Genomic DNA, 19,893 nt, shown 5'->3' on the forward strand with positions numbered 1-19,893 from the left:
TTGCGTATCTTTTCAAGCACGTCGTGCATAGCCAACGGTTTGGGGATGAAGTCGAACTCCTTCTCTTCGAGGCCCTTGCTGAGCACGATGTCCCTCATGTGTCCGCTCGTAAAAAGGACCCTGACGTCGGGGTTGATCTTTTTTATCTCTTCGTAGGCTTCCCAACCGTTCTTCCGGGGCATGACCGTATCAAGGATGATGAGGTCTACGAGATAAAATTGCCTGAATTTCTCTACCGCATCCTGGCCATCATACGCAGTTATTACCTTATACCCGTGCGTCTTGAGAACATTATCCATATAGCCGCGCACGCCTTCGTCATCCTCGGCCACAAGGATTGTCTCGCTCCCCGTAATGCCGACAGCCGGTTCATCGTGCATGTCTCTGACCTTTTCCGGTATACCGGGAAGATGGATGCTGAAAGTGGTGCCGTGACCTGGGCTCGCTATCCACCGGTATGTACCCTGCATGCTGCTTTGCGATGCTGTACACGATCGCTTTCCGGTGAATTTCAGATTCTGACAGCGTATGCCCTGGGGCACTCCCGTATCTTGCGGTTCGCAGCCTCAATGGTATCATTGAATGCCTCCTGAAGTACCTTTTCCCGCGTAGATTCCAGCACTTCCTGCATGGCGCCGATGAGCGATGCCCCCCTCAATCCGGGATAGTTCTTTATTTTCGGTATAAGGGCGCGCAGCGCGGCTGCCGCAGCGACCCTGGTCTTGATTTCTAAGTCCTCGTTAAGCGCGATCTGGCAGATCGCATCGATGAGCACATTCTTGGGATCCGGGATGTCTTTGCAATACTCGAGCATCTTTCCCAGGGGTGTGCCGTCTTTCTTCAGTTGGAGTATACTCGATATGCTGTACTGGTATTTTGCAAAACCAGAAGGGCCCTGTGTCTCGTAGACCCTTTTCAGCATCTTCTCCCAATCATGAACAGTGTTCGGAAGGCATGTTCTCACAGTATCCTCCTTCGTGCTTTTTCTGAACCCCGGGCGTTGCCTGGGGAGGTAAAGGTATGCGCGAAAGGCCACCCAGGGTTGCAGTACCCCTCCCGGGGTTCATGATATACAATAGCAAAGCACGTGCCACTGTGAATTGGATCGATTTACCGCAAATAAGGCGGAAAATGAAAAAAACGAGGTTGCATTATTCAACACGGCAGTTGCATTTTGCAACTCTGGGTTCTATTGCGTGATCTTGAGCCTGTGGATCATGCGCCAGAGGGAGGTGCGGTTAATGCCGAGTATCTCCGACGCCCGCGCCTTGTTGCCGCCCGTCTTCTCGAGAATCTCCTGTATATATGACCTGCCCACTTCTTCGAGCGTCTGCAGGTCTTCATCGGGATTGCTGAACGACCGCTCCGGGGCGGTACGTATACTCTCGGGCAGGCTTTCTGCCGTTATTTCTTCTGATGTCTCGAGGAGCGTCGCCCGTTCTATAACATTCTCAAGCTCTCTGACATTACCGGGCCATTCATAACAATCGAACAAATTCAGGGCTTCCCGGGATATGCCATGGATCGGTCTCTGGTTCTCTTCGGCATATTTCCTAAGAAAATGGCCGGCGAGCATGGCTATGTCCTCTTTCTTTTCTCTCAAAGAGGGCAGATCCAGGGTAATGACGTTAAGGCGATAGTACAGGTCTGCCCTGAAGGCGCCTGCCTTTATCATCTCTTCCAGGTTCCTGTTCGTGGCCGCGACGACGCGGACGTCGACCTTCTTGCGCTGTGTGGAACCAACAGGCTGTATCTCGCCATTCTCGAGCACCCTGAGGAGTATCTGCTGCAAACGGAGGCTGATATCACCGATCTCATCAAGGAATACCGTGCCGCCGTGGGCCACTTCAAAGACACCCTGCTTGTCCCGTGTCGCTCCGGTGAATGCGCCCTTTGTGTACCCAAAAAGCTCGCTCTCCAGGAGCGTTTCCGCCAGAGCCGCACAGTTGACTGGCAGGAAGGGCTTCTCGGACCTGACGCTGTTGAAGTGAATTGCCCGCGCAACGAGTTCTTTTCCGGTCCCCGTCTCGCCCAGGATAAGTACGGTTGCCCTGGAGTCCTTTATCTTTTCTATGGTCTTGTAGACCTCGACCATGGCCTCGCTGTTTCCCACCAGATTGCCGAAGCTGTATTTTTTCTTCAGCTGGTTCCTTAAGAAGCGGTTGTCATCGACAAGGGCCCTCTTGTCGAGGACCTTCCGCACGATAAGCCGTATCTCGTCCAGGTTGAACGGCTTCGCTATATAATCCTCGGCTCCTTCTTTCATTGCCTCTACAGCCGTATCGACGGTCGCATAGGCGGTAATGATGATAACGCTCGTATCCCGCGCCAGCTTCTGGACCGCACGCAGGACGTCCATGCCGTCTATCCCCGGGAGCTTGAGATCGGTTATAACGAGGTCGTAGACCGTATCCTTTATCATCGATACGGCGATATCACCCGATTCAGTTGCATCGACCGCATACCCTTCACGGGTCATGATCTCCTTGAGAGCATTCCTGAGCTTCGTGTCGTCTTCCACAATAAGGACGCTTGCCGGGTTCAATCCTGGTCACCTGCCTTTTGATTGCGTTGGTTGTTCTCTTCGAGGGCCGGAAGTTCAATACCGAAGATCGTGCCCGTTGTGCCGGGGAAAGTCTCCCTTTCATCGCATGAGCTTATTACCTTGATGTCACCACCCATCTTCCTTACCATTGAATAGCTTATGGCGAGTCCCAGTCCGGTACCGTCTTCCTTGGCCTTGGTTGTAAAAAAAGGATCAAAAACACCATCGATGTGTTCCCGTGATATGCCGGGGCCGGTATCCTGAATGTCGACCACGACCTTATGCTGCTCCGGCAGGAACCTGGAGAATACGCTCAGTGTACCTCCGTTATCCATTGCTTCGATTGCATTTGAGACAACATTCATCAATACCTGGTGCAATATGCTCGCATTGCCTCTTGCAAGAGGGATGCCGGGATGAAGCTCGCGCCGGACAAAAATGCCTTTCTCCGAGCAAAGCTTGGCGGATATATCCAGAAGTTTGGTCAGAACGGCGTTGACATCCGTTACAGCGGACTGCACCTGGGTTTGCCGCGAGAAATCGAGGAGATTGCGGACAACCGATCCCGCTCTCTTTATCTCTTCCTCGATGGAATTGAGGACCGGTGTTTGATCCGGCCATTCCTTTCTTGTGTCTTCTTTCAGCATCTGTGTATTGAGAAGCGCACTCGCAAGAGGCGTGTTCAGTTCATGTGCGATACCGGCCGTCAAGAGCCCGATAGCCGCGAGCTTATCCTTCTGGATTATCTGCAGCTCGAGTTCCTTCTCCCGGTCATAGGACCTGTGCAGGAGCGCAATTATCCTGCGCGCCATGATGTAACTGCCGGCAGCCCCCAGAAGCAGGAAGATGATTGCGGCGAATAACCGCACGGGGGCGGAGTCAATAACATAGACCGCGAGTGAAAATAGAATGACAGGCGCAGCGAGCGCTATCAACACTATCGGAGTAAGTTTTGGCTTGAACCCGTTGGAGTCCATGGTATGACCTCAGGTGATAGTCGAATCTATTATAACATAAATACCTGCCCGCCATTCTTATTATGCAAGCATGGTGCCACGATCTTAGTGGCCTGAGGTTTGCATGTGTCAAGGCGGGCCGCGATCGTTTTATCCGTTCGGAAAGACAGCAGCGCGGCCCATTCGCCGGGAAGGAAGGACTCAGCTTTCTTCCCGGTTCCATGTATCGAACAGGAGGTTGCCGGGAAATGGGAGTCACTTGCACAAACAGTACAAATGTTGAGCCAAAGGACGCATGGTCGCTCTACCCGACGGATATCTTGTTCCAGACTTCTTTCTGGAGCGAAGTGAAGCTCCAGCTTGGCTGGAAGACACACGCATTTGATTTTAAATCCCCGGGAGCAGAAGGCGACATTCTCATCCTCATACGTCATCTGGGCAAAGGGATAAAGGCAGCGTACGTCCAGCAGGGACCGGAGAACGGTCCCCATCCTGAAGAATACGGCCCTTTCCTGGAGAACTTGTCTGAGGCACTCATGAAGCATATCGGGAAGGATCTGGCCTTCATTCGGTACGATCTTCCCTGGCCGTCGCAGTATGGCGGTAATGGAATGGAACCACGGCTATATCCGGACGGTTCGATCCGACCGGAGCCAAGACTTCAGGAGATCCGGATGAACTTCGGAACGCAGTCGTGGAACCTTCGCAAGGCCGCCGTTGACATGACCGTAGCTGACGCTTTAATAATTGACCTCGCACAGTCCGAAGAGAAGATCCTGGCAGGTATGAAGCCAAAGACCCGATACAACATACGCCTCGCCAGGAGAAAGGGCGTGGAGGTGGTGCATTCCGGCATCAATGAACTGCCTGCCTTCTATGATCTGTACCGCCAGACCTCGGAACGCAATAAGTTTGATGCCTGTAGTTACAACTATTTCTCTGCCCTATACTCCGCTCTTGCTTCGAGCCCGGACTCGTCCGAGGTCCATTTCCTGCTGGCAAGGCACAAGAAAGACGTCCTCGCAGGCGCGATCATTACGATCTCGGGACGGATGGCAACGTATTTGTTTGGGGCATCGTCGAACCAGAACCGGAATATGATGGCGCCCTATGCGGTGCAATGGGCCGCCATCCGCCTTGCCCGGGCGAAAGGCTGCCTGACCTATGATATGGGAGCGGTTGCGCCGGCGCCAAACCCTGAGCACCCTTTCTTCGGCATGTACCGGTACAAAACCGGGTTCGGCGGAAAGATCGTTCACAGGGGTGGAACATGGGATTACCCACTTATTAAAGAAGAGTATCTGGTATTCCGCAATGCGGAAATGTTGGGAACGGTCTAGGAGAACATGACAAAGGAGGTCAATCATGGCATTTGAAATAGTCATCGACGAGAATAAAGATCCGACATTAAAGATTACATTGGAAGATGATTCTCTCGTGCAGTTTTCTTTACAAGATGTGGCGGAAAATGGCAGAGATCGGCTGGGCGAAATCCTTGAAAATGAGTTTAACCGGATAATTCGCGAAGCAACCTTGAACGAACGCAACCGGATCCAGCAGGGAATTAAAGATCTGCTGGGAATCAAAGGCACAGGGAGGCAGGGATGACGGAAGGCGAGAAGAATTGCGCGGCTGGATCACGGTAATTAAGGAGAGATTATATCGTGATGACCAAGACAGAGTTATTAAAACGAGCACAAAAACATCTCGCGTATCAGCTGTTCGATGCCGGTAGAGACTGCGATGTAGAAGCCGCAACTAGGGCCATTGATGAAGGACTTGAAGAAGGTGCAAACATCAATGGGAAAAATGAAGACGGCAGGACTCCTCTTCATACCGCCTGTGCGCACGGGCACGTCAATGTTGTCCGGTTATTACTTGAAAGGGGCGCGGACCCAAATGCAAGAGATAACAGTGGGGAGACGCCTTTTGACCATGCCGTAAGACTTGAATGTGCTTATGACCGGGACGAAGTAACTAGAATTCTCCTTGGAGCTTTTTCCACCTCATGAATATCTCTCGGACCTCACTATGGTCCTTGTCATTGACAAGGACCAAAACCATATCTCCTCCCTTAAGAACAGTGCCGCCGCTTGGTAACTTCTCGTCACGGTTTACAGGTGCAGTGAGACTGTCGCGGGGCAGTTTCATCAGACGGGCAACGACGGGAATCGACCAGCCTTGGAGTCAGGGCCGACGCCAGCACGATGAAGAAGACGATGTTGAATATCGCTTCGGAGCCGGTCGCGCCTGGCAGAAGAGGGAAGGTTGTGGGGGCGATGAGTACGGATCCTCTCAGGCCAACCCAGAAAACAAAGACCTTTTCCCTCCAGTGAAGCCGAACAAAGGGCAGTGAAAGAAACACGCGTGCGGGACGGGCGACAAGCGCCTGTCAGGGAGGGCGCACAAATGCCCGTTCTATGGTATTATTCTCAACAACAAGGTTGACACTCCCGTCCCCTTCAAGGAACGAAAGTGTCAACGTTCTTTCCGTGGTCTGGAAAGCCGGACGCTCTCTTTCAGCGCAGGATGTTGTCAACCTCGGATTTGTCGACGTTCATAATGTACTGGATATTGCTGATCTCCGCCGCCTCCCGCGTCAATGCGGCCAGATCATTTCGTGAGAGATGTTCCAGAGAGAATTTCCTGCTCCCTGCCATGAGCTGGCGGAGTCCCTGAGCCAACCGCTCATAATACGTGTATAGCCCGAGCGCACCGGTTGGCAGCTTGTCGAAGGCGTCGCTGCCCAATTCTTTGCGCAGAGAACTGGCGGTCACAAAGATCTCGTCCTTGGTGTTGCCGAATCGCTCAATATAGACAGGTACCTGCTGCGCCGCGATAGACAACCCTATCGTCTTCCCCACCATGGCCGCTGCTATCGGTGCGCGGGCCATTCCCACCATCTTTACGAACGGTGCGCCCATAGAGAGGCCCTTGAATATCTGGTCCTCGAAGGAAAAGCCGCCATTTACCGAGATGGCGGGCAGGTACCTGTTGTTGTCTGAAAGGCGCTTCGCGTACTGATACACCAGAGAGTGGAGTTCGACTGGCGGCACGCCCCATTCGTTCATCATCCGCCACGGACTCATTCCGGTACCGCCGCCAGCGGCGTCCACCGTCAGGAGGTCCAGCTTGTATTTGGAGGAGAATGAGATCGCCCGTGCCAGATCGGCAGGACGGTATGCCCCGGTCTTGAGGAAGATATATTTCGCGCCGGCCTTACGGAGACCGTCTATGGTCGCAGCGAATGATTCCTCCGTTACCATTCCCACCCGCGAATGCCTCTCGAATTCCTTGAACGCCCCCTTCTGGAAGGCTTCTATCACGTTCTGATCGGTCGGATCCGGCAGTACGATATAGCCACGCTCATGGAGCATCTGCGCCTGTTTCAGATCCTTTATCTTGACCTCTCCTCCGATATCCTTTGCGCCCTGGCCCCACTTGAGCTCGACACATTCAACACCGAGCTTCTCGATGGCATATTCCTGCACCTTCAAACGGCCGTCTTCGACGTTTGCCTGTACGATTATGGCGCCGTAACCGTCATGCTGATGGTCCTTGTACAGTTTCACCCGGCGTTTCAGGTCCACCGTGTCGACGATCCTTCCGCCCTTGAAGACGGCCCCTGGATCCATTCCCACAACATTCTCGCCGATGGTGAGACCGGTCCCCGACAGAGCCGAGCCTATTGCAAGCCCTTCCCAGTTGTTCTTGGCGATATTGGTGGAGCCTATGCCCGAAATAATCCAGGGATAGCGGAACTTCAACCCTCCGTCATTCCCTATATGTACCTCAAGGTTAACGGCCGGGAAAATGGCCTTGTCGCTGTCCATCTCGATGCCATGAGCGCCTGTCGCCGTGCCCATGATATTAAAGTGCGAGTAATCGACGGGATACCTCTTTTCCGCCGCGGTGGTGATGACGCCAAAGGGTTGCGGATATATCACCTCATGTCCGCGGTATGCCGATTTCCCTATCTCGCACATACCGATGCAACCGTCGACACATGTCACACACATGCCCGAAGCGGTAGTTATCGAATCCTCGGTCCTGTTCTTGGTGAGGGTTGCGCTTGAGCTGTTCACTCTTGAAAAAGACATATATTTCTCCTTTCGTCTAATCTTTTCTTATTTCACACGCCACGCAGGGCGACATGTAGCACATCATGTCATGGAATTGTCCCTTCTCGATACAGGGCGGGCTCAGATTGGCGCAGCCTCCGCAAACCGCCTTGTCCGGTTCGGTATATGTACATCTCAGCTGGCAGGCCGGACAGATCTGCATGCAGCCTCCACATAGCCTGCACACATCGGACCGTACATCGAAGGGGGTGCCTATGCTCCTGCTGCTGCCGCGGCCGCGGAACCCTATCGCCTTGGCCATCATCTGTTCTTCACACATGCGTACGCATAGCCCGCAGAGGATACAATCCTCATGCTCCTGCCGAAAACGCTGTTGCCGGACATTGTGCTGAGACGCAATGTCCTGGATGACCTTGGACTGCGGGCACGACGCCAGGAGAAGCTCTATGACCATCCTCCGCGCCCGTACGACACGCTCCGAGGCGGTCCGGACCTTCAATCCTTCCTCTGCCGGGTAGGTACAGGATGAGACAAGTCTTGCTCCCGGTCCATCCCCTATCTCGACAACGCAAAGCCTGCATGCGCCGTAAGGGCTGAGCCCCTCGTGGTGACAGAGAGTGGGAATGGGAAAACCGAGAAAGCGTGCAGCTTCAAGAATCGTTGTTCCTTTTTCCACGGATACATTGAGTCCGTTAATTGTCAGTGTGATCATGTAGAAACCTCCAGTTTATCCGACCGTTCACCGATCCGCGGATGCTTCCCTCGTGAACGCGAGATCGCATCGCAGGCAGCGCCTTGCTTCGCGCTGCGCCTGGTCTTCGGGTAAGGTCATTTCCACTTCGATGAAGTTCTTCACTCTCTTCTCGGGCGCAACCGAGGGCGGGACCGCCCGGCCTGTAAAACCGGCTTCGGAATCATCGACCATGGCCGGTGGAATGAACATGGACGGCAGCGTCGTCTGTGAAGGTGCCTCAACTTGCCTGCCCCGAAGATATCGATCAATGACCCCGGCGGCCTTTTTCCCGGCGGCAATGGCATCGATGACAGTGTTGGGACCGGTTACCAGGTCGCCGCCCGCAAAAACCTTTTCAAGATTTGTTTCGAGTGTTCTGGAATTGACCTTTATCCTTCCATTGCCGTCCACTTCCAGGCCCATGGAGGCAAAAGCTCCACCGTCCGGCCTTTCCCCGATAGCGACGATGAGTGTGTCCAGCGCCAGCGAGAAACCGCTTCCAGGCATCTCCACGGGCTTTCGTCTCCCGGTGGCATCGACCTCTCCCAGCCTGTTCCTTATGCATTCGATGCCGACCAGGCGACCTTCTTCCGTGTAGATCTTTACGGGAGAGACAAGGGTGTGCAGTTCGACACCTTCCTTTATGGCCGTCTCGATCTCTTCCTGGCGCACCTTTATCTTCACAGGAGAGATCAACGTCTCGATTCGCACGCCCTCTTCAAGCGCTGCCTCGATCTCTTCTTCATAAGCAGGCATCTCGTCTCGCGTACGACGATAGAGGAGGGACACACCGGTGACATTCTTCTGGCGAAGTGCCACGCGTGCTGCATCCACGGCCGAGTTTCCCCCGCCGATCACCCCGACGCGGCCTCTGGCAAGCTCAATGTCCTCCATTTTGGACTTCTTGAGAAAGTCTATTGACGGATAGACCCCGTCGACATCCTCGTTATCGAGGTCGAGGCGCCAGCTTTCATGAGCCCCCGTGGCGATGAACACGGCCTTGAACCCCGTGCGCAGGACATCGTCTATCGTCATATCCCTTCCAAGCGCACGGTTGTACTCTATGTGGATATTCTCATTGAGAAGGCCTTTTATTTCCTCCCTGACAATGTGCGGCGGCAGTCTGTAGGCGGGCAGGGTGCACGTCAGCATACCTCCAAGGCGGTCTCCCGCCTCGAAGATCGTGATCCTGTAGCCGAGAAGTGAAAGATAATGTGCGGCGGCCAATCCCGCAGGGCCTCCTCCGATGATAGCCACACGCTCCTCTTTGGTTTCGCCGGGTTTTGGACGGTAGACCGATGTGTCAACCCGGTCGGTGACAAAGCGCTTCAGCGCTCTGATGGCTATAGCTTCCCCGCCGCCCACACCAAGATTGCACCGGCTTTCGCATTTTCTGTCACACACGCGGGCACTCACCCCGGGAAGAGGGTTTGCGCTGCGTATGACGCGGTACGCCTCCTCGTAGTCCCCGTTCTCCACGAGGGCTACATACCGCCACGGCTCTGTATCCACGGGGCACGCCGCCTGGCACGGTGCCCCCACCAGCTGCTTGCAGACAAAGGCGTCGCATCGCTTGTCACGGATATGCCGTTCGTATTCCTCGCGGAAGTACCTGAGTGTGCTCAAAACGGGGTTGGGAGCCGACTGACCGAGTCCGCACATTGTCGTATCCTTGACCGCGAGGGCCAGTTCTTCTAGGAGGGCCAGATGGTCGGGTGTTCCCTTTCCCACGGTTATGTCCTCAAGGAGCTCATACATCCTTTGCGTGCCCTTCCTGCATGTGAAACACTTGCCGCAGGATTCATCCTTCAGGAAACCCATGAAGTACTTCGCTACGTCCACCATGCAGGTATTGCTGTCCATCACGATCATGCCGCCCGATCCCATTATGGAACCGACGCTTTTCAGAGTCTCGTAGTCGATCGTCAGATCGAACTTCGACGCCGGGATGCACCCTCCGGATGGGCCGCCGGTCTGGATCGCCTTGATCTCAGCCTTATGCGCCGGTCCGCCCCCGATATCCCTCACAACCTCCTTCAGGGTCATTCCCATGGGCACTTCGACAAGCCCGGTGTTCTTGATCTTGCCGACAAGACTGAAGATCTTAGTGCCCGAACTCCCCGACGTCCCGAGAGCGGCGAATGACCGCCCTCCCATGGCTATTGTCACAGGAATGTTGGCCCACGTTTCCACGTTGTTTATCATCGTGGGTTTTCCATAGAGACCTTTCACTATGGGAAAGGGGGGGCGCTGCCGTGGTTCCCCCATATGGCCTTCAATGGACCTTATCAGGGCCGTTTCCTCTCCGCATACGAATGCGCCCGCGCCTTTCACGATCTCTATATCAAAAGAGAACCCTGTTCCGAGGATGTCTTCCCCCAGCAGTCCCAGATGTCGCGCCTGCCTGAGGGCCATGTTCAGATGCTTTATCGCCAGGGGATATTCCGTTCTCACATAGATGATGCCCTCTGTTGCACCTGTGCCGTATGCACCGACGAGCATGCCTTCGATTATGCTGTGAGGGTTGCCTTCCAGAACGCTCCTGTCCATGTAGGCCCCAGGGTCACCCTCATCGGCATTGCATATGAGATACTTCGCGGTTTTATTCCCCTGTGAAGCAAAGAGCTCCCACTTCTGGCCGGTGGGAAACCCTGCGCCACCGCGGCCCCTCAACCCCGATGCCTTCACCTCGTCAATGACAAACCGGGGATCCCCCCGGGAAATGACATTCACAAGGGACTGGTAGCCGTCGTTCTTGATGTAGTCAAGGATACGGATGGGATCGACCTTCTCGTTTCGTCCTATTACCGTCCGCACCTGTTTCCTGAAAAAGGGTATGTCATCCTGTTTCTCGACGGGCTCGCCCGTTTCCGGGTCGACGAAAAGCAGTTCCCTGATGATCTCCCCCTTCGATACGGCTTCGATGATCCTTGCCATATCATCCGGGTTGACCTTGGGATAGAACGTCCGCGCCGGCTCCACCAGTATAGATGGTTCCATGGCGCAGAACCCGTGGCAACCCGTGATGCGGAGGCGAACCTTGTCGGCAAGTTTTTTCTGAAGAAGCTCTCTCTTGGCAGCGCGTATCAGAGGATTGGCGCCGCTTGCCTGGCAACACGTGCCCGCAGGGATGACAATGGTTGGAGTATCCATGTCGTTATGAGCGGCAAGTCGTGCCTTAAGTGTCATGTACGTATCTATCGACGTGAGTTTGTTCTTGTGTTCGTTCATCAGATCGTTGCTCCATTCAGAGTAAGCATGTGTCCGGTGCATCCCTTGCGGGAGCAGATGCTGATAATCCCCGCCCCTCCATCCACATTCATATCCCCCATGGGGGCGTTGCACTCCAGGCAGTCGAAGTCACCTTGAAGGTTTGAGCCGCAATGGGGACAAAGGGGTGTCAACAGCGCGTCCTCGGAGACAGCATGCTCCAGGACCTTCACGGAGCTGCCGTAGCGAGATGGCAACCTCATCCACCCGGTTCCTGCAGCAGTCACGACATTGATCCGTATGGAAGGATGTCCGTCGATGGGATACGCGATGTCCATCAGATTCCGTCCACACTGAGGGCAGGAAGCCTCGAAGGAAAACCCGCAATCTTTTGATCCACCGATCGATTCCAGGGTTCCGTTCCTGGTCGCTTCGATTATGTCCTTGACCCCTCTCTTTGTCACGTTCGCGTGGTAGTGGCCGTCGGAAACCACTATCGGACCCAGCGCGCATGCCCCAAGGCAATTGACTGTTTCAAAGCTGATCTCATTATCGGGGGTTGTCTCACCCGGTTCCAGATCCAGTTGTCGCTTGAATTCGGCAACAACGGTTTCGGCACCGCGGACGTGGCAGGCCGTCCCCCGGCAGGCGGACACGCAGTGTTTTCCCCTTGGCTTCAGGCTGAAGGCCTTGTAGAAGGTCGCGACGCCGTAGACATCCGTCAATGAGCATCCTGTTTCGGCAGCGACAAGCCTCAATGCTTCCTCGGACAAATAGGTGTATTTCTCCTGTATGTCCTCAAGGATGGAGATGATCTCCGCCTTGCCTTTGCCTTTGCGAATAATGTTCAAAATATCTTCCGTTTCCATATGACTTTCTCCTGAGAGCTTATTCCTCGCACTTCCCGCTAATGATCTTCTACCGATACTCCTCGCAATGCCACACACCACCTTCGTGCTTCGAGAAGACACAATCATCCCGGTTCCTGCATGTGGTACACAGCCCTGCGCAATCTGCCGCACCGTCCTGCCGAGTATCCTCGCGGACGATCTCACCATCGACGGGGTTTTGAACAGGCTGCGAGGTCAGTGCCGGGATACCATCGTCGCTGGCAAACTCCTCGCAATAGAACACGTGCTCCCCCGACTCAGCTGTAAGAGAGCATATGTCGAAATTTACACAATTGGGGCACAACCCCCCGTAACTGCTCGCTTGAGAGGGTACAGACTTAACCTTCCCGCTCCCGGACCTGATCATACTCTTCATGGGTGTCTCCCTTTCAGTTCGATTGATTGCTTTTGCGGAATGAGCGATGCATTTTCCTTGCCGCGATGATCCGCTGCAAGCGAATGCCGGTCCTCCCTTTCCGGCAGTCACGCTGGATTCCGTAACATCTTGAACATTTACGAGTAGTATCCGTTACAGGATGAATGAATGGGAATGGACACCAGGGAGGTCTCGCCGGGACAGAGATTTCCGGGTAATTATGTACCACCGGGGACAAATACCCCGATCCCGGCACGGACCTTTGTCAGGAATGTGGTTTTTCTATTCTCGAAAGCTTCTGGCGAAGAGTTTTCCTGTCAATCCCGAGGATCTCGGCCGCCCTGGTCTTGTTGGCCCTGACGCTCACCAGGACGTTTTGAATATATTCGGTCTCGACCTCGGCGAGAGTGCGGCTGAGGTTTCCTTCGCTGAGGGCGGAGAAACGCATCAGTTCGGGCAGGTCCGGGGCATCTATGAGATCCTCGTCTGTCATGACCACCAGCCGCTGGATCACATTTTCCAGTTCTCTCACGTTACCGGGCCAATGGTATTTTCGAAGTATCTGCAGTGCACGATCAGAGAAGCGAAGAACTGGTTTTCCCAGTTCCTCACAGTATTTCTTCATGAAGTGCTGTGCCAGCAGAATCACATCATCGTTCCGCTCTCTCAATGGGGGCAAATCGATATTGATCACGTTGATGCGATAAAAGAGGTCTTCCCGGAATAGCCCTTTTTCTACAAGGGTTGACAGGTTCTTGTTCGTGGATGCAAGGATTCTCACGTCCACCTTTCTCGTACGGCCCGAACCGACCATACAGACCTCTTTGTCCTGGAGAACGCGCAGGAGCTTGACCTGCATGGCCAGGCTTGTTTCGCTTATCTCATCAAGGAAAATGGTTCCTCCGTCGGCTGTTTGGAAAAAACCGGCACGGGTCTCGGTGGCCCCCGTAAAGGCGCCCTTGATATGTCCGAAGAGTTCGCTCTCAAGGAGTTCTTCGGGAATGGCCCCGCAATTGACAGGAACGAACGGCGCGGAGATTCTCTTGCTGCCGTAGTGTATAGCTCTTGCCACAAGCTCCTTTCCGGTACCGCTCTCACCGAAGATCAGCACCGTCGCAGCCGTTCGTGCCGCCCTGGCTATGAAATCTCTGATTGTGGCAAGAGCCGGGGATTCACCAACAAGACCGTCGACCGCACCAGGTTTGTGCTTCGGGGGTCTATGGTTTGTCTTCCGCATGTGGAGTTTGCTTAAGGCCCGGGCCACGGCAGATAGAAGTTCCTCATCGGTGAAAGGCTTTACCAGATACTCTTCAGCTCCCGTCTTCATCGCCTCCACGGCACCCTTCACACTCGGGTAGCCCGTGATCATCATTACTTCCATGTCGCGGAAGTTCTCACGAATATGCCTCACGAGATGCACACCGCTCAATCCCGGCATCTTGAGATCTGTGATTACAAGATCGATGGGGGTAGCGTCCAGGATCTTGATGGCTTCGGTGACATTGGCCGCCGTGAACACAACATATCCCTCGGCGGCAAGATTTCTCTGGAGCACTTCCAGCGTTGCAGGGGAGTCATCTACCGCCAGGATGCAGTCCTTGCGGTCAGAAGATCGCATCGCTCGCCTCATTCCTGTGCGCTCTGGCCCTCCTGACGGGTAATTCTATCGTGCACACCGTTCCTTTCCCGGCCGAGCTTTCCACTCTTATCGTGCCCTGATGTGATGCAATGATCCCATGGGATACCGGCAGTCCAAGTCCCGTGCCCAATCCGATCTCTTTCGTGGTAAAGAAAGGGGTGAATATCTTGTCGAGAACCTCCTGCTCCATCCCCGCGCCGGTATCTTCCACTACAACGGAAATCTTTCGAGATTCTCCTTTTGTTTTGAGCCTCAGATCGCCCCCGTCCGGCATGGCCTGCAAGGCATTGACGATGAGATTGACAAACACCTGCTTGAGTTGCGAGGCATCTGCGTCAATTTCAGGAAGATCCGGTGAAAACCGGCAGACCACCTTGACCCCGTTGCTGGCAAAGCGAGATTCCAAAAAATTCAAGACTTCAGCGACGAGGTGATTGACATCCACCTTTCCCTTCAGGGGTGGAATCTGGCGGGCAAAGATGAGAAGTTTCCTGACTATCTCCCGGGCATAGAGGGACGTGGACAGTATCTTGCCGATATCCGCCCGGGCCTGCGTCGGTAGATCGGGACATTTCTGTGCAAGCTGGGCAAATCCCAGTATATGGCCGAGCGGTTCATTGAGCTCGTGAGCAACTCCAGCAGCGAGCTGCCCGACGGTAGCCAACCTGTCGGCGTGCCTGAGTTGCTCTTCGAGTTTCGATCTGTCCTGCTCTGCCTCTTTTCGCATTATAACGATCGCGACCTCCTTCGCCACAGCTTCCAGAAGGTTTCGCTCTTCGTTGAGAAAGGGTCCATGGTCCCTTCTCGGTCTTTTGTCGGGATAGCCTACCTCGATGTAGCCCCGAAGCCTCCCATTGATCACGACGGGTACACTCTGGCGATGCCGCAATCGCCGGTAATTGCTGGTGGAGTGAGAGTGGCCGTCGAAGACTATTCTTGCGCAGGCGGCTTCGGGATACAGCCAGGCCGCCGGAAGACCCTCCACCACTCCCTTCAGCAATTCGCCCATCGCGATGTCTTTTTGACTGGCCAGATGGGCGATGTTGTAAAGGCACGAAAGCTCTTTGACACGCTCGCGTAAATCTGTCTGCGCTTCATGATTGATGTCGTCCACCGATTTCATCTGGCCTAATGTTTCATTTTAGACAATAAGATAAGCTATTGCAAGGAGAGAGTGCCTGCGGAAATAGCTGGGTATAGACACGGGCCTGATGTGTCAATCGTGGTAATCGGCCCATTCACCACAAAGGGGTGGTCGGCATTTTTGACGGGGAGCCCACCAGGGTCGCACTTGATTTTAGTCAAGACCTGTTATAAAGCTCTTGAAGACAAGCATGGGAAGCAATAATCCCTTACGCTACTTAGCAAATGTTGGGGCATAGATACTAAAACATGGCTTATGATACGTTTACTCTTCCCGTTGTACCTCCGTTTCGATTGGATTTAACCGTCTGGGTTCTTCGGGAACTATCAATCAATGTCGCGAATAATAAAATAGACCTGGCCAATCTGGAGGAGTTAACCAATGAGGAAGCGATTGAATTACTTTCGTCCCTGCGCGGTATAGGGCGTTGGTCGGCAGAATACGTTCTCTTGCGAGGCTTGGGAAGAGTTGATATTTTTCCTGGCGATGATGTCGGAGCGAAGAATAGTCTCCGGCGATTATTTCATACGGATAAAAAGCCCAGCTACGAGGACATAAGCGAAATGACCTCCCGTTGGCATCCATTTGAAGGTCTCATGTATTTCCATTTGCTCTTGGACAAATTGCACACAAAGGGGATACTATGAAGAAGAACACAATTTATACGATTGGTCACTCAACACATACGATAGATCAGTTTATTAAAATCCTTCAAGTACATAAGATCGGCTTAGTAGCTGACGTACGTACGATCCCCAGATCCCGACATAACCCGCAATTTAATGAAAATCAATTGAGACTCGATTTAGAACAGCATGATATTGAATATCTCCACCTGGTAGGGCTTGGAGGATTGCGTCATACGACAAAGGCATCCGTTAATACCGGCTGGACAAATTTATCATTTCGCGGTTTTGCCGATTATATGCAGACCCTGGAATTTCAAAAGGGCATTGAATTACTCATCGAAACCTCCAAATTGAAACGAACGGCAATTATGTGTGCGGAAGCTGTTCCTTGGCGATGTCACAGGTCGCTTATAGGGGATGCTTTAATGGTTCGCGACATAGAGGTACAACACATTATGAGCGAGAAGATCACCAAACCGCACAAAATAACTCTCCGGGCAAAAGTGAACGGGGTCATTATTACCTATCCTGAGACCGCTCAATAAGCCGCATTGTATTTTTTTGCTTGGATCACCGCCGCCATGTAGTCCGCTTTCAGCCAGAGCCGGCCCTCCTGCAGGTATAGCTTCGTGGGACCATGCCTCATTCCCCGTTTGTACGTGCTTTCTCGAACGCCTCTCCTTCCGGGTAATATTTCGTGCTTTTGCCGTGAGCGCTGCCGTCCCTGAACTCCGCCTGCTCCTTGACCGTGCCGTCTCCGTAGTACTGCCTAACGACACCGTCGGGGACTGAACCGGAGCAGTAAACAAGAACGCCGTTAAGATCATATGATTCACTCGCAATCTGCCTGTCTCCGAGGTAGTAGACGACCAGAAATCCTACTTCTGTGGGGGCGACAACCTTTCTTATTTCTGTCATCGCGCGGTTCGTTCTTTCAGTGTTCATATCAACGAGACCTCCTTGACCTGGAAATTCTCTCCTCTCAGCCCAAACACGCCCGTTGCCGAATCCCTGGAGTTAAGACCAGCAGTCTTCCGGTCCCATAATCCCGCAATCTAATCGAATGCAAAGAATATGCCAGCAACACAAAGCATCGAACAATGGCATCCGTAACATGGCTCACGGCTGTTGGAATTGGTTCAGTGGGTCAGCCGGGGAGGCGGCTGGAGGTGTTGCATTTTTCCACATCTCGTTACATTCGGCAACTCTGTTCCAAAATGGGCAGTCTCGAGGTCATGCCCGTGAATATCGTTCCCGGACCCAGACCAAGGACTAGCAAACATGTTTGTTCGCCCATGGAAACAATGATAATGCTCCAGACAGACTTTCTGTTGTGGCTGTCTTAAATGATGTGTGCGAATCACGAATTAACATCACCATTGGGGATGGCAAAACGAATCCGCTGCAAGAGTCCATGCAGTTTAAGATTCGCCCGGCCGATCAGCAGCCACGATCGCGTTCCGAGTACGCTTTTTAGAATAGTCTTTTTATCACCCAGAAATTGACAAAAAACATACGTGCCACACGTCCGATATGAGCGATCAGGTATGATTGCGAGTATTGCATCCATACACCACGGCGTTCCGAGATGTCAAAGAGCACGGTGCAATAGCACAGGAATTGCAAGAGGTGAGACAAAGAGCACAGCCAGGGTTGTGAAGGGAATACCCGTGTTGAGAAGGGAGGGGAGAACGATTATGGTCAGACTATTCCAAAATATCACTCATGCAAGTGTCAAGATAGACTCTTTTGCGGAGAACATTGAAAACCGGGGACAAGCATTGATCTTCATGATCGCAATCCAGGCATATCTCGACATGGTCCTCTACAAAAAGAACCTGTTAAAGACACTGGCTAACGGCATTCAAAGAAAGGTCAAGCACCAGGTCGAGCAACAACACCGCTATTCGGTGGTTTTCTTCCTGCACCCCTGGGAACCATCGGGAAAGAGCTATGGAGCATATCTGTTTTCCCTCATAGAGAAAGAGTCACTCTTTAGGAACCTTCAGAAAGCTGTACACTGCCTCGAAGCCGAAATCAAAACTATCGAGAGACAACTCGCTATGGAATTACCGCCTCTTTCGTGACGTATGGTTAACCCTAACCCTGGTCCCTGTTCCCTCTGTGCCAATATACATGAGACACTTCCCACCCAATAGTTTAGACTCTGAGGGCGGGAAGGAAAGAACGATTATAGAAGAGAAGAATTTAGTAATGGCACATCCACAAATGAGTTATTGTCAATAGTTGTGTACGAGATTGTTCCCGACGTATCCTTCGCCGCCATAGTTATGCCACCCGTTCCTCTTCCTTCGGGCCCTCTCCGTCGATGAAGGTATCCCCCTCGAGCACCCTGGGGATGAGCCTGTAGCCCTTGAGTCTCTTCCATGTCTTCTGGGCCTCGCGGGCAAGCTTGAAGACCATCGTCAGCGTCGCCAACCGGGTACCGCAGCCCCTTGTTTTGTCCGTTCTCAGCCTTACCGTCGCAAAGGTGGATTCGATAACGTTCGTTGATCTGATATGTATCCAGTGTTCAGCAGGGAATTCATAGAAGGTAAAGAGAACATCCTTATCCTTCGTCAGGCACTCACAGGCATCGGGGAACTTCTTCCCGTAGAGGGAGACGAAGGAGTTCATGGCGACGATGGCCTGCTGCCTGGTATCGGCCCTGTAGATGTCGTGGATCCTCTCCTTCGCCTTCGGTTGCGTTCCCTTCGGCATCTTGTCGAGGATATTCGCCGTCTTGTGGACCCAACAGCGCTGCTCTCTTGTGTTGGGGTATACCTCCCTCAATGCGGCCCAGAAGCCAAGGCCGCCGTCGCCGATGGCGAGATTGGGCCCCGTGGCAAGGCCTCTTTCTTTCAGATCGGAGAGGAGTTCCATCCAGGAGAGCCTGCTCTCCCGGTACCCGTCGAGAATCCCGACGAGCTCCTTGGTGCCGTCCTCGCCGGCACCGATGATGACGAGCATGCTCTGCCTTTTGTTCTCCGGATCCTCAAGACGGACATTGAAGTTGATCCCGTCTGCCCAGAAGTAGGCATATCGTTTATTCTCAAGGGAACGCTTCGTCCACTGCCGGTATTCATCCTCCCACTGTCTTTTCAGCCTCACCACGGTGTTTGCGGAGAGCCCCTTCGCGTTCTCGCCGAGGATGGCGGCAAGGGCATCGGTGAAGTCGCCGGTGGAGACGCCCTTGAGGTAGAGGACGGGAATGAGATTATCGAGGGAGGGAACGCGGCGAAGATAGCGGGGAAGGATGGAGCTGGTGAAAGAATCTTTCTTCTCCCTTCTGTCCCGTATCCTGGGCTGTTTTATCGATATGGGGCCGATGCCGGTGAGTATGGAGCGCTCCGGGGCGAAGCCGTTGCGGACGACAGCCTTCCTGCTGCCGGTTCCATATGCGCTGTTCAGAGTTTCCATGTAGTCCGCTATCTCCCTCTCGATGGCGCTCTGGAGGAGCTTCCTGGCTCCCTCTCGGATGATCTCCTCGAGAGGGTTCCTTGCCTCTGCAACTTGTTCTTGATTTCTGTCCCGTTTCGGTTCATTCTTCTTCATAAGACGTATCCTTTCTTTTGCCCCTTTGCAGAGGGGTTCTTGAGATTTAAGTGACGCTAAAGGATACGTCTTTTTTATTGACGTACACAAGATTTGATTATAACTCATTTTGGAGGTTGCCATGGCTCAATTGT

At 53.4% G+C, this 19,893-nt stretch carries 17 protein-coding genes; 5 read left to right on the forward strand and 12 right to left on the reverse strand.

Translation table 11 applies throughout. The features are described 5' to 3' along the window. The 4 genes from PHC90_11535 to PHC90_11550 all read right to left on the reverse strand — a co-directional run. A partial coding sequence (locus PHC90_11535) for a response regulator (GenBank protein ID MDD3846976.1) occupies positions 1–470 on the reverse strand: 470 nt, incomplete at its 3' end. 41 nt (positions 471–511) lie between these two features. After that, a complete protein-coding gene (locus PHC90_11540; GenBank protein MDD3846977.1) occupies positions 512–964 on the reverse strand; it encodes a hypothetical protein in 453 nt (150 codons plus the stop codon). A gap of 225 nt (positions 965–1,189) precedes the next feature. Beyond that, positions 1,190–2,545 carry a sigma-54 dependent transcriptional regulator gene (locus tag PHC90_11545; GenBank protein ID MDD3846978.1) on the reverse strand — a complete coding sequence of 452 codons (1,356 nt, stop codon included), beginning with the start codon at positions 2,543–2,545 and terminating at the stop codon, positions 1,190–1,192. Further along, positions 2,542–3,522, reverse strand: a complete 981-nt coding sequence (locus tag PHC90_11550) for a HAMP domain-containing sensor histidine kinase (GenBank protein ID MDD3846979.1) — start codon at positions 3,520–3,522, stop codon at positions 2,542–2,544. The genes PHC90_11545 and PHC90_11550 overlap by 4 nt, the downstream gene beginning before the upstream one ends. Before the next feature lie 227 nt (positions 3,523–3,749). Here PHC90_11550 and PHC90_11555 point away from each other — a divergent pair, with 227 nt between their 5' ends. Genes PHC90_11555 through PHC90_11565 form a run of 3 tightly spaced genes read left to right on the forward strand, consistent with a single transcriptional unit; the run spans position 3,750 to position 5,513 of the window. Next, positions 3,750–4,841 carry a peptidoglycan bridge formation glycyltransferase FemA/FemB family protein gene (locus PHC90_11555; GenBank protein ID MDD3846980.1) on the forward strand — a complete coding sequence of 364 codons (1,092 nt, stop codon included), beginning with the start codon at positions 3,750–3,752 and terminating at the stop codon, positions 4,839–4,841. 25 nt (positions 4,842–4,866) lie between these two features. Further along, a complete protein-coding gene (locus PHC90_11560; protein ID MDD3846981.1) occupies positions 4,867–5,109 on the forward strand; it encodes a hypothetical protein in 243 nt (80 codons plus the stop codon). Between the two features lie 59 nt (positions 5,110–5,168). Continuing rightward, positions 5,169–5,513, forward strand: a complete 345-nt coding sequence (locus tag PHC90_11565; protein MDD3846982.1) for an ankyrin repeat domain-containing protein — start codon at positions 5,169–5,171, stop codon at positions 5,511–5,513. A 507-nt stretch (positions 5,514–6,020) separates the two neighbouring features. Here PHC90_11565 and PHC90_11570 read toward each other — a convergent pair. The 6 genes from PHC90_11570 to PHC90_11595 form a co-directional block, all read right to left on the reverse strand. Then, the gene (locus PHC90_11570; protein MDD3846983.1) at positions 6,021–7,601 is read right to left on the reverse strand and encodes an FMN-binding glutamate synthase family protein; all 1,581 of its coding nucleotides are present in this window, start codon (positions 7,599–7,601) and stop codon (positions 6,021–6,023) included. A gap of 16 nt (positions 7,602–7,617) precedes the next feature. Continuing rightward, entirely contained in the window at positions 7,618–8,295 is a 678-nt protein-coding gene (locus PHC90_11575) for a 2Fe-2S iron-sulfur cluster-binding protein (protein MDD3846984.1), read from the reverse strand. Positions 8,296–8,322: 27 nt separating this feature from the next. Next, positions 8,323–11,547, reverse strand: a complete 3,225-nt coding sequence (locus tag PHC90_11580; protein ID MDD3846985.1) for an FAD-dependent oxidoreductase — start codon at positions 11,545–11,547, stop codon at positions 8,323–8,325. Next, a complete protein-coding gene (locus tag PHC90_11585; GenBank protein ID MDD3846986.1) occupies positions 11,547–12,395 on the reverse strand; it encodes an NAD(P)H-dependent oxidoreductase subunit E in 849 nt (282 codons plus the stop codon). Before PHC90_11585 ends, PHC90_11580 begins: the two co-directional genes overlap by 1 nt. Before the next feature lie 662 nt (positions 12,396–13,057). Beyond that, positions 13,058–14,410, reverse strand: coding sequence for a sigma-54 dependent transcriptional regulator (locus tag PHC90_11590; GenBank protein MDD3846987.1), 1,353 nt, complete (start codon positions 14,408–14,410; stop codon positions 13,058–13,060). Next, the gene (locus tag PHC90_11595; GenBank protein MDD3846988.1) at positions 14,397–15,554 is read right to left on the reverse strand and encodes an ATP-binding protein; all 1,158 of its coding nucleotides are present in this window, start codon (positions 15,552–15,554) and stop codon (positions 14,397–14,399) included. Before PHC90_11595 ends, PHC90_11590 begins: the two co-directional genes overlap by 14 nt. A 664-nt stretch (positions 15,555–16,218) precedes the next feature. On the opposite strand from PHC90_11595, the gene PHC90_11600 reads away from it, so the two are divergent. Next, positions 16,219–16,749 carry a DUF488 domain-containing protein gene (locus PHC90_11600; protein ID MDD3846989.1) on the forward strand — a complete coding sequence of 177 codons (531 nt, stop codon included), beginning with the start codon at positions 16,219–16,221 and terminating at the stop codon, positions 16,747–16,749. Positions 16,750–16,846: 97 nt separating this feature from the next. Here PHC90_11600 and PHC90_11605 read toward each other — a convergent pair whose 3' ends face one another. Further along, positions 16,847–17,149, reverse strand: a complete 303-nt coding sequence (locus PHC90_11605) for a hypothetical protein (GenBank protein ID MDD3846990.1) — start codon at positions 17,147–17,149, stop codon at positions 16,847–16,849. 602 nt (positions 17,150–17,751) lie between these two features. Between PHC90_11605 and PHC90_11610 the strand changes: the two genes are divergently transcribed. Next, positions 17,752–18,291 (forward strand): 2OG-Fe(II) oxygenase family protein, encoded by a 540-nt coding sequence (locus PHC90_11610; protein MDD3846991.1) that lies wholly within the window; start codon positions 17,752–17,754, stop codon positions 18,289–18,291. A gap of 202 nt (positions 18,292–18,493) precedes the next feature. Here the strand turns inward: PHC90_11610 and PHC90_11615 are convergent, their stop codons facing one another. Next, positions 18,494–19,759, reverse strand: a complete 1,266-nt coding sequence (locus PHC90_11615) for an IS256 family transposase (protein ID MDD3846992.1) — start codon at positions 19,757–19,759, stop codon at positions 18,494–18,496. Positions 19,760–19,893: the final 134 nt, after the last annotated feature.

The sequence above is a fragment of the Syntrophorhabdaceae bacterium genome, assembly GCA_028698615.1.
Taxonomy (GTDB): domain Bacteria; phylum Desulfobacterota; class Syntrophorhabdia; order Syntrophorhabdales; family Syntrophorhabdaceae; genus Delta-02.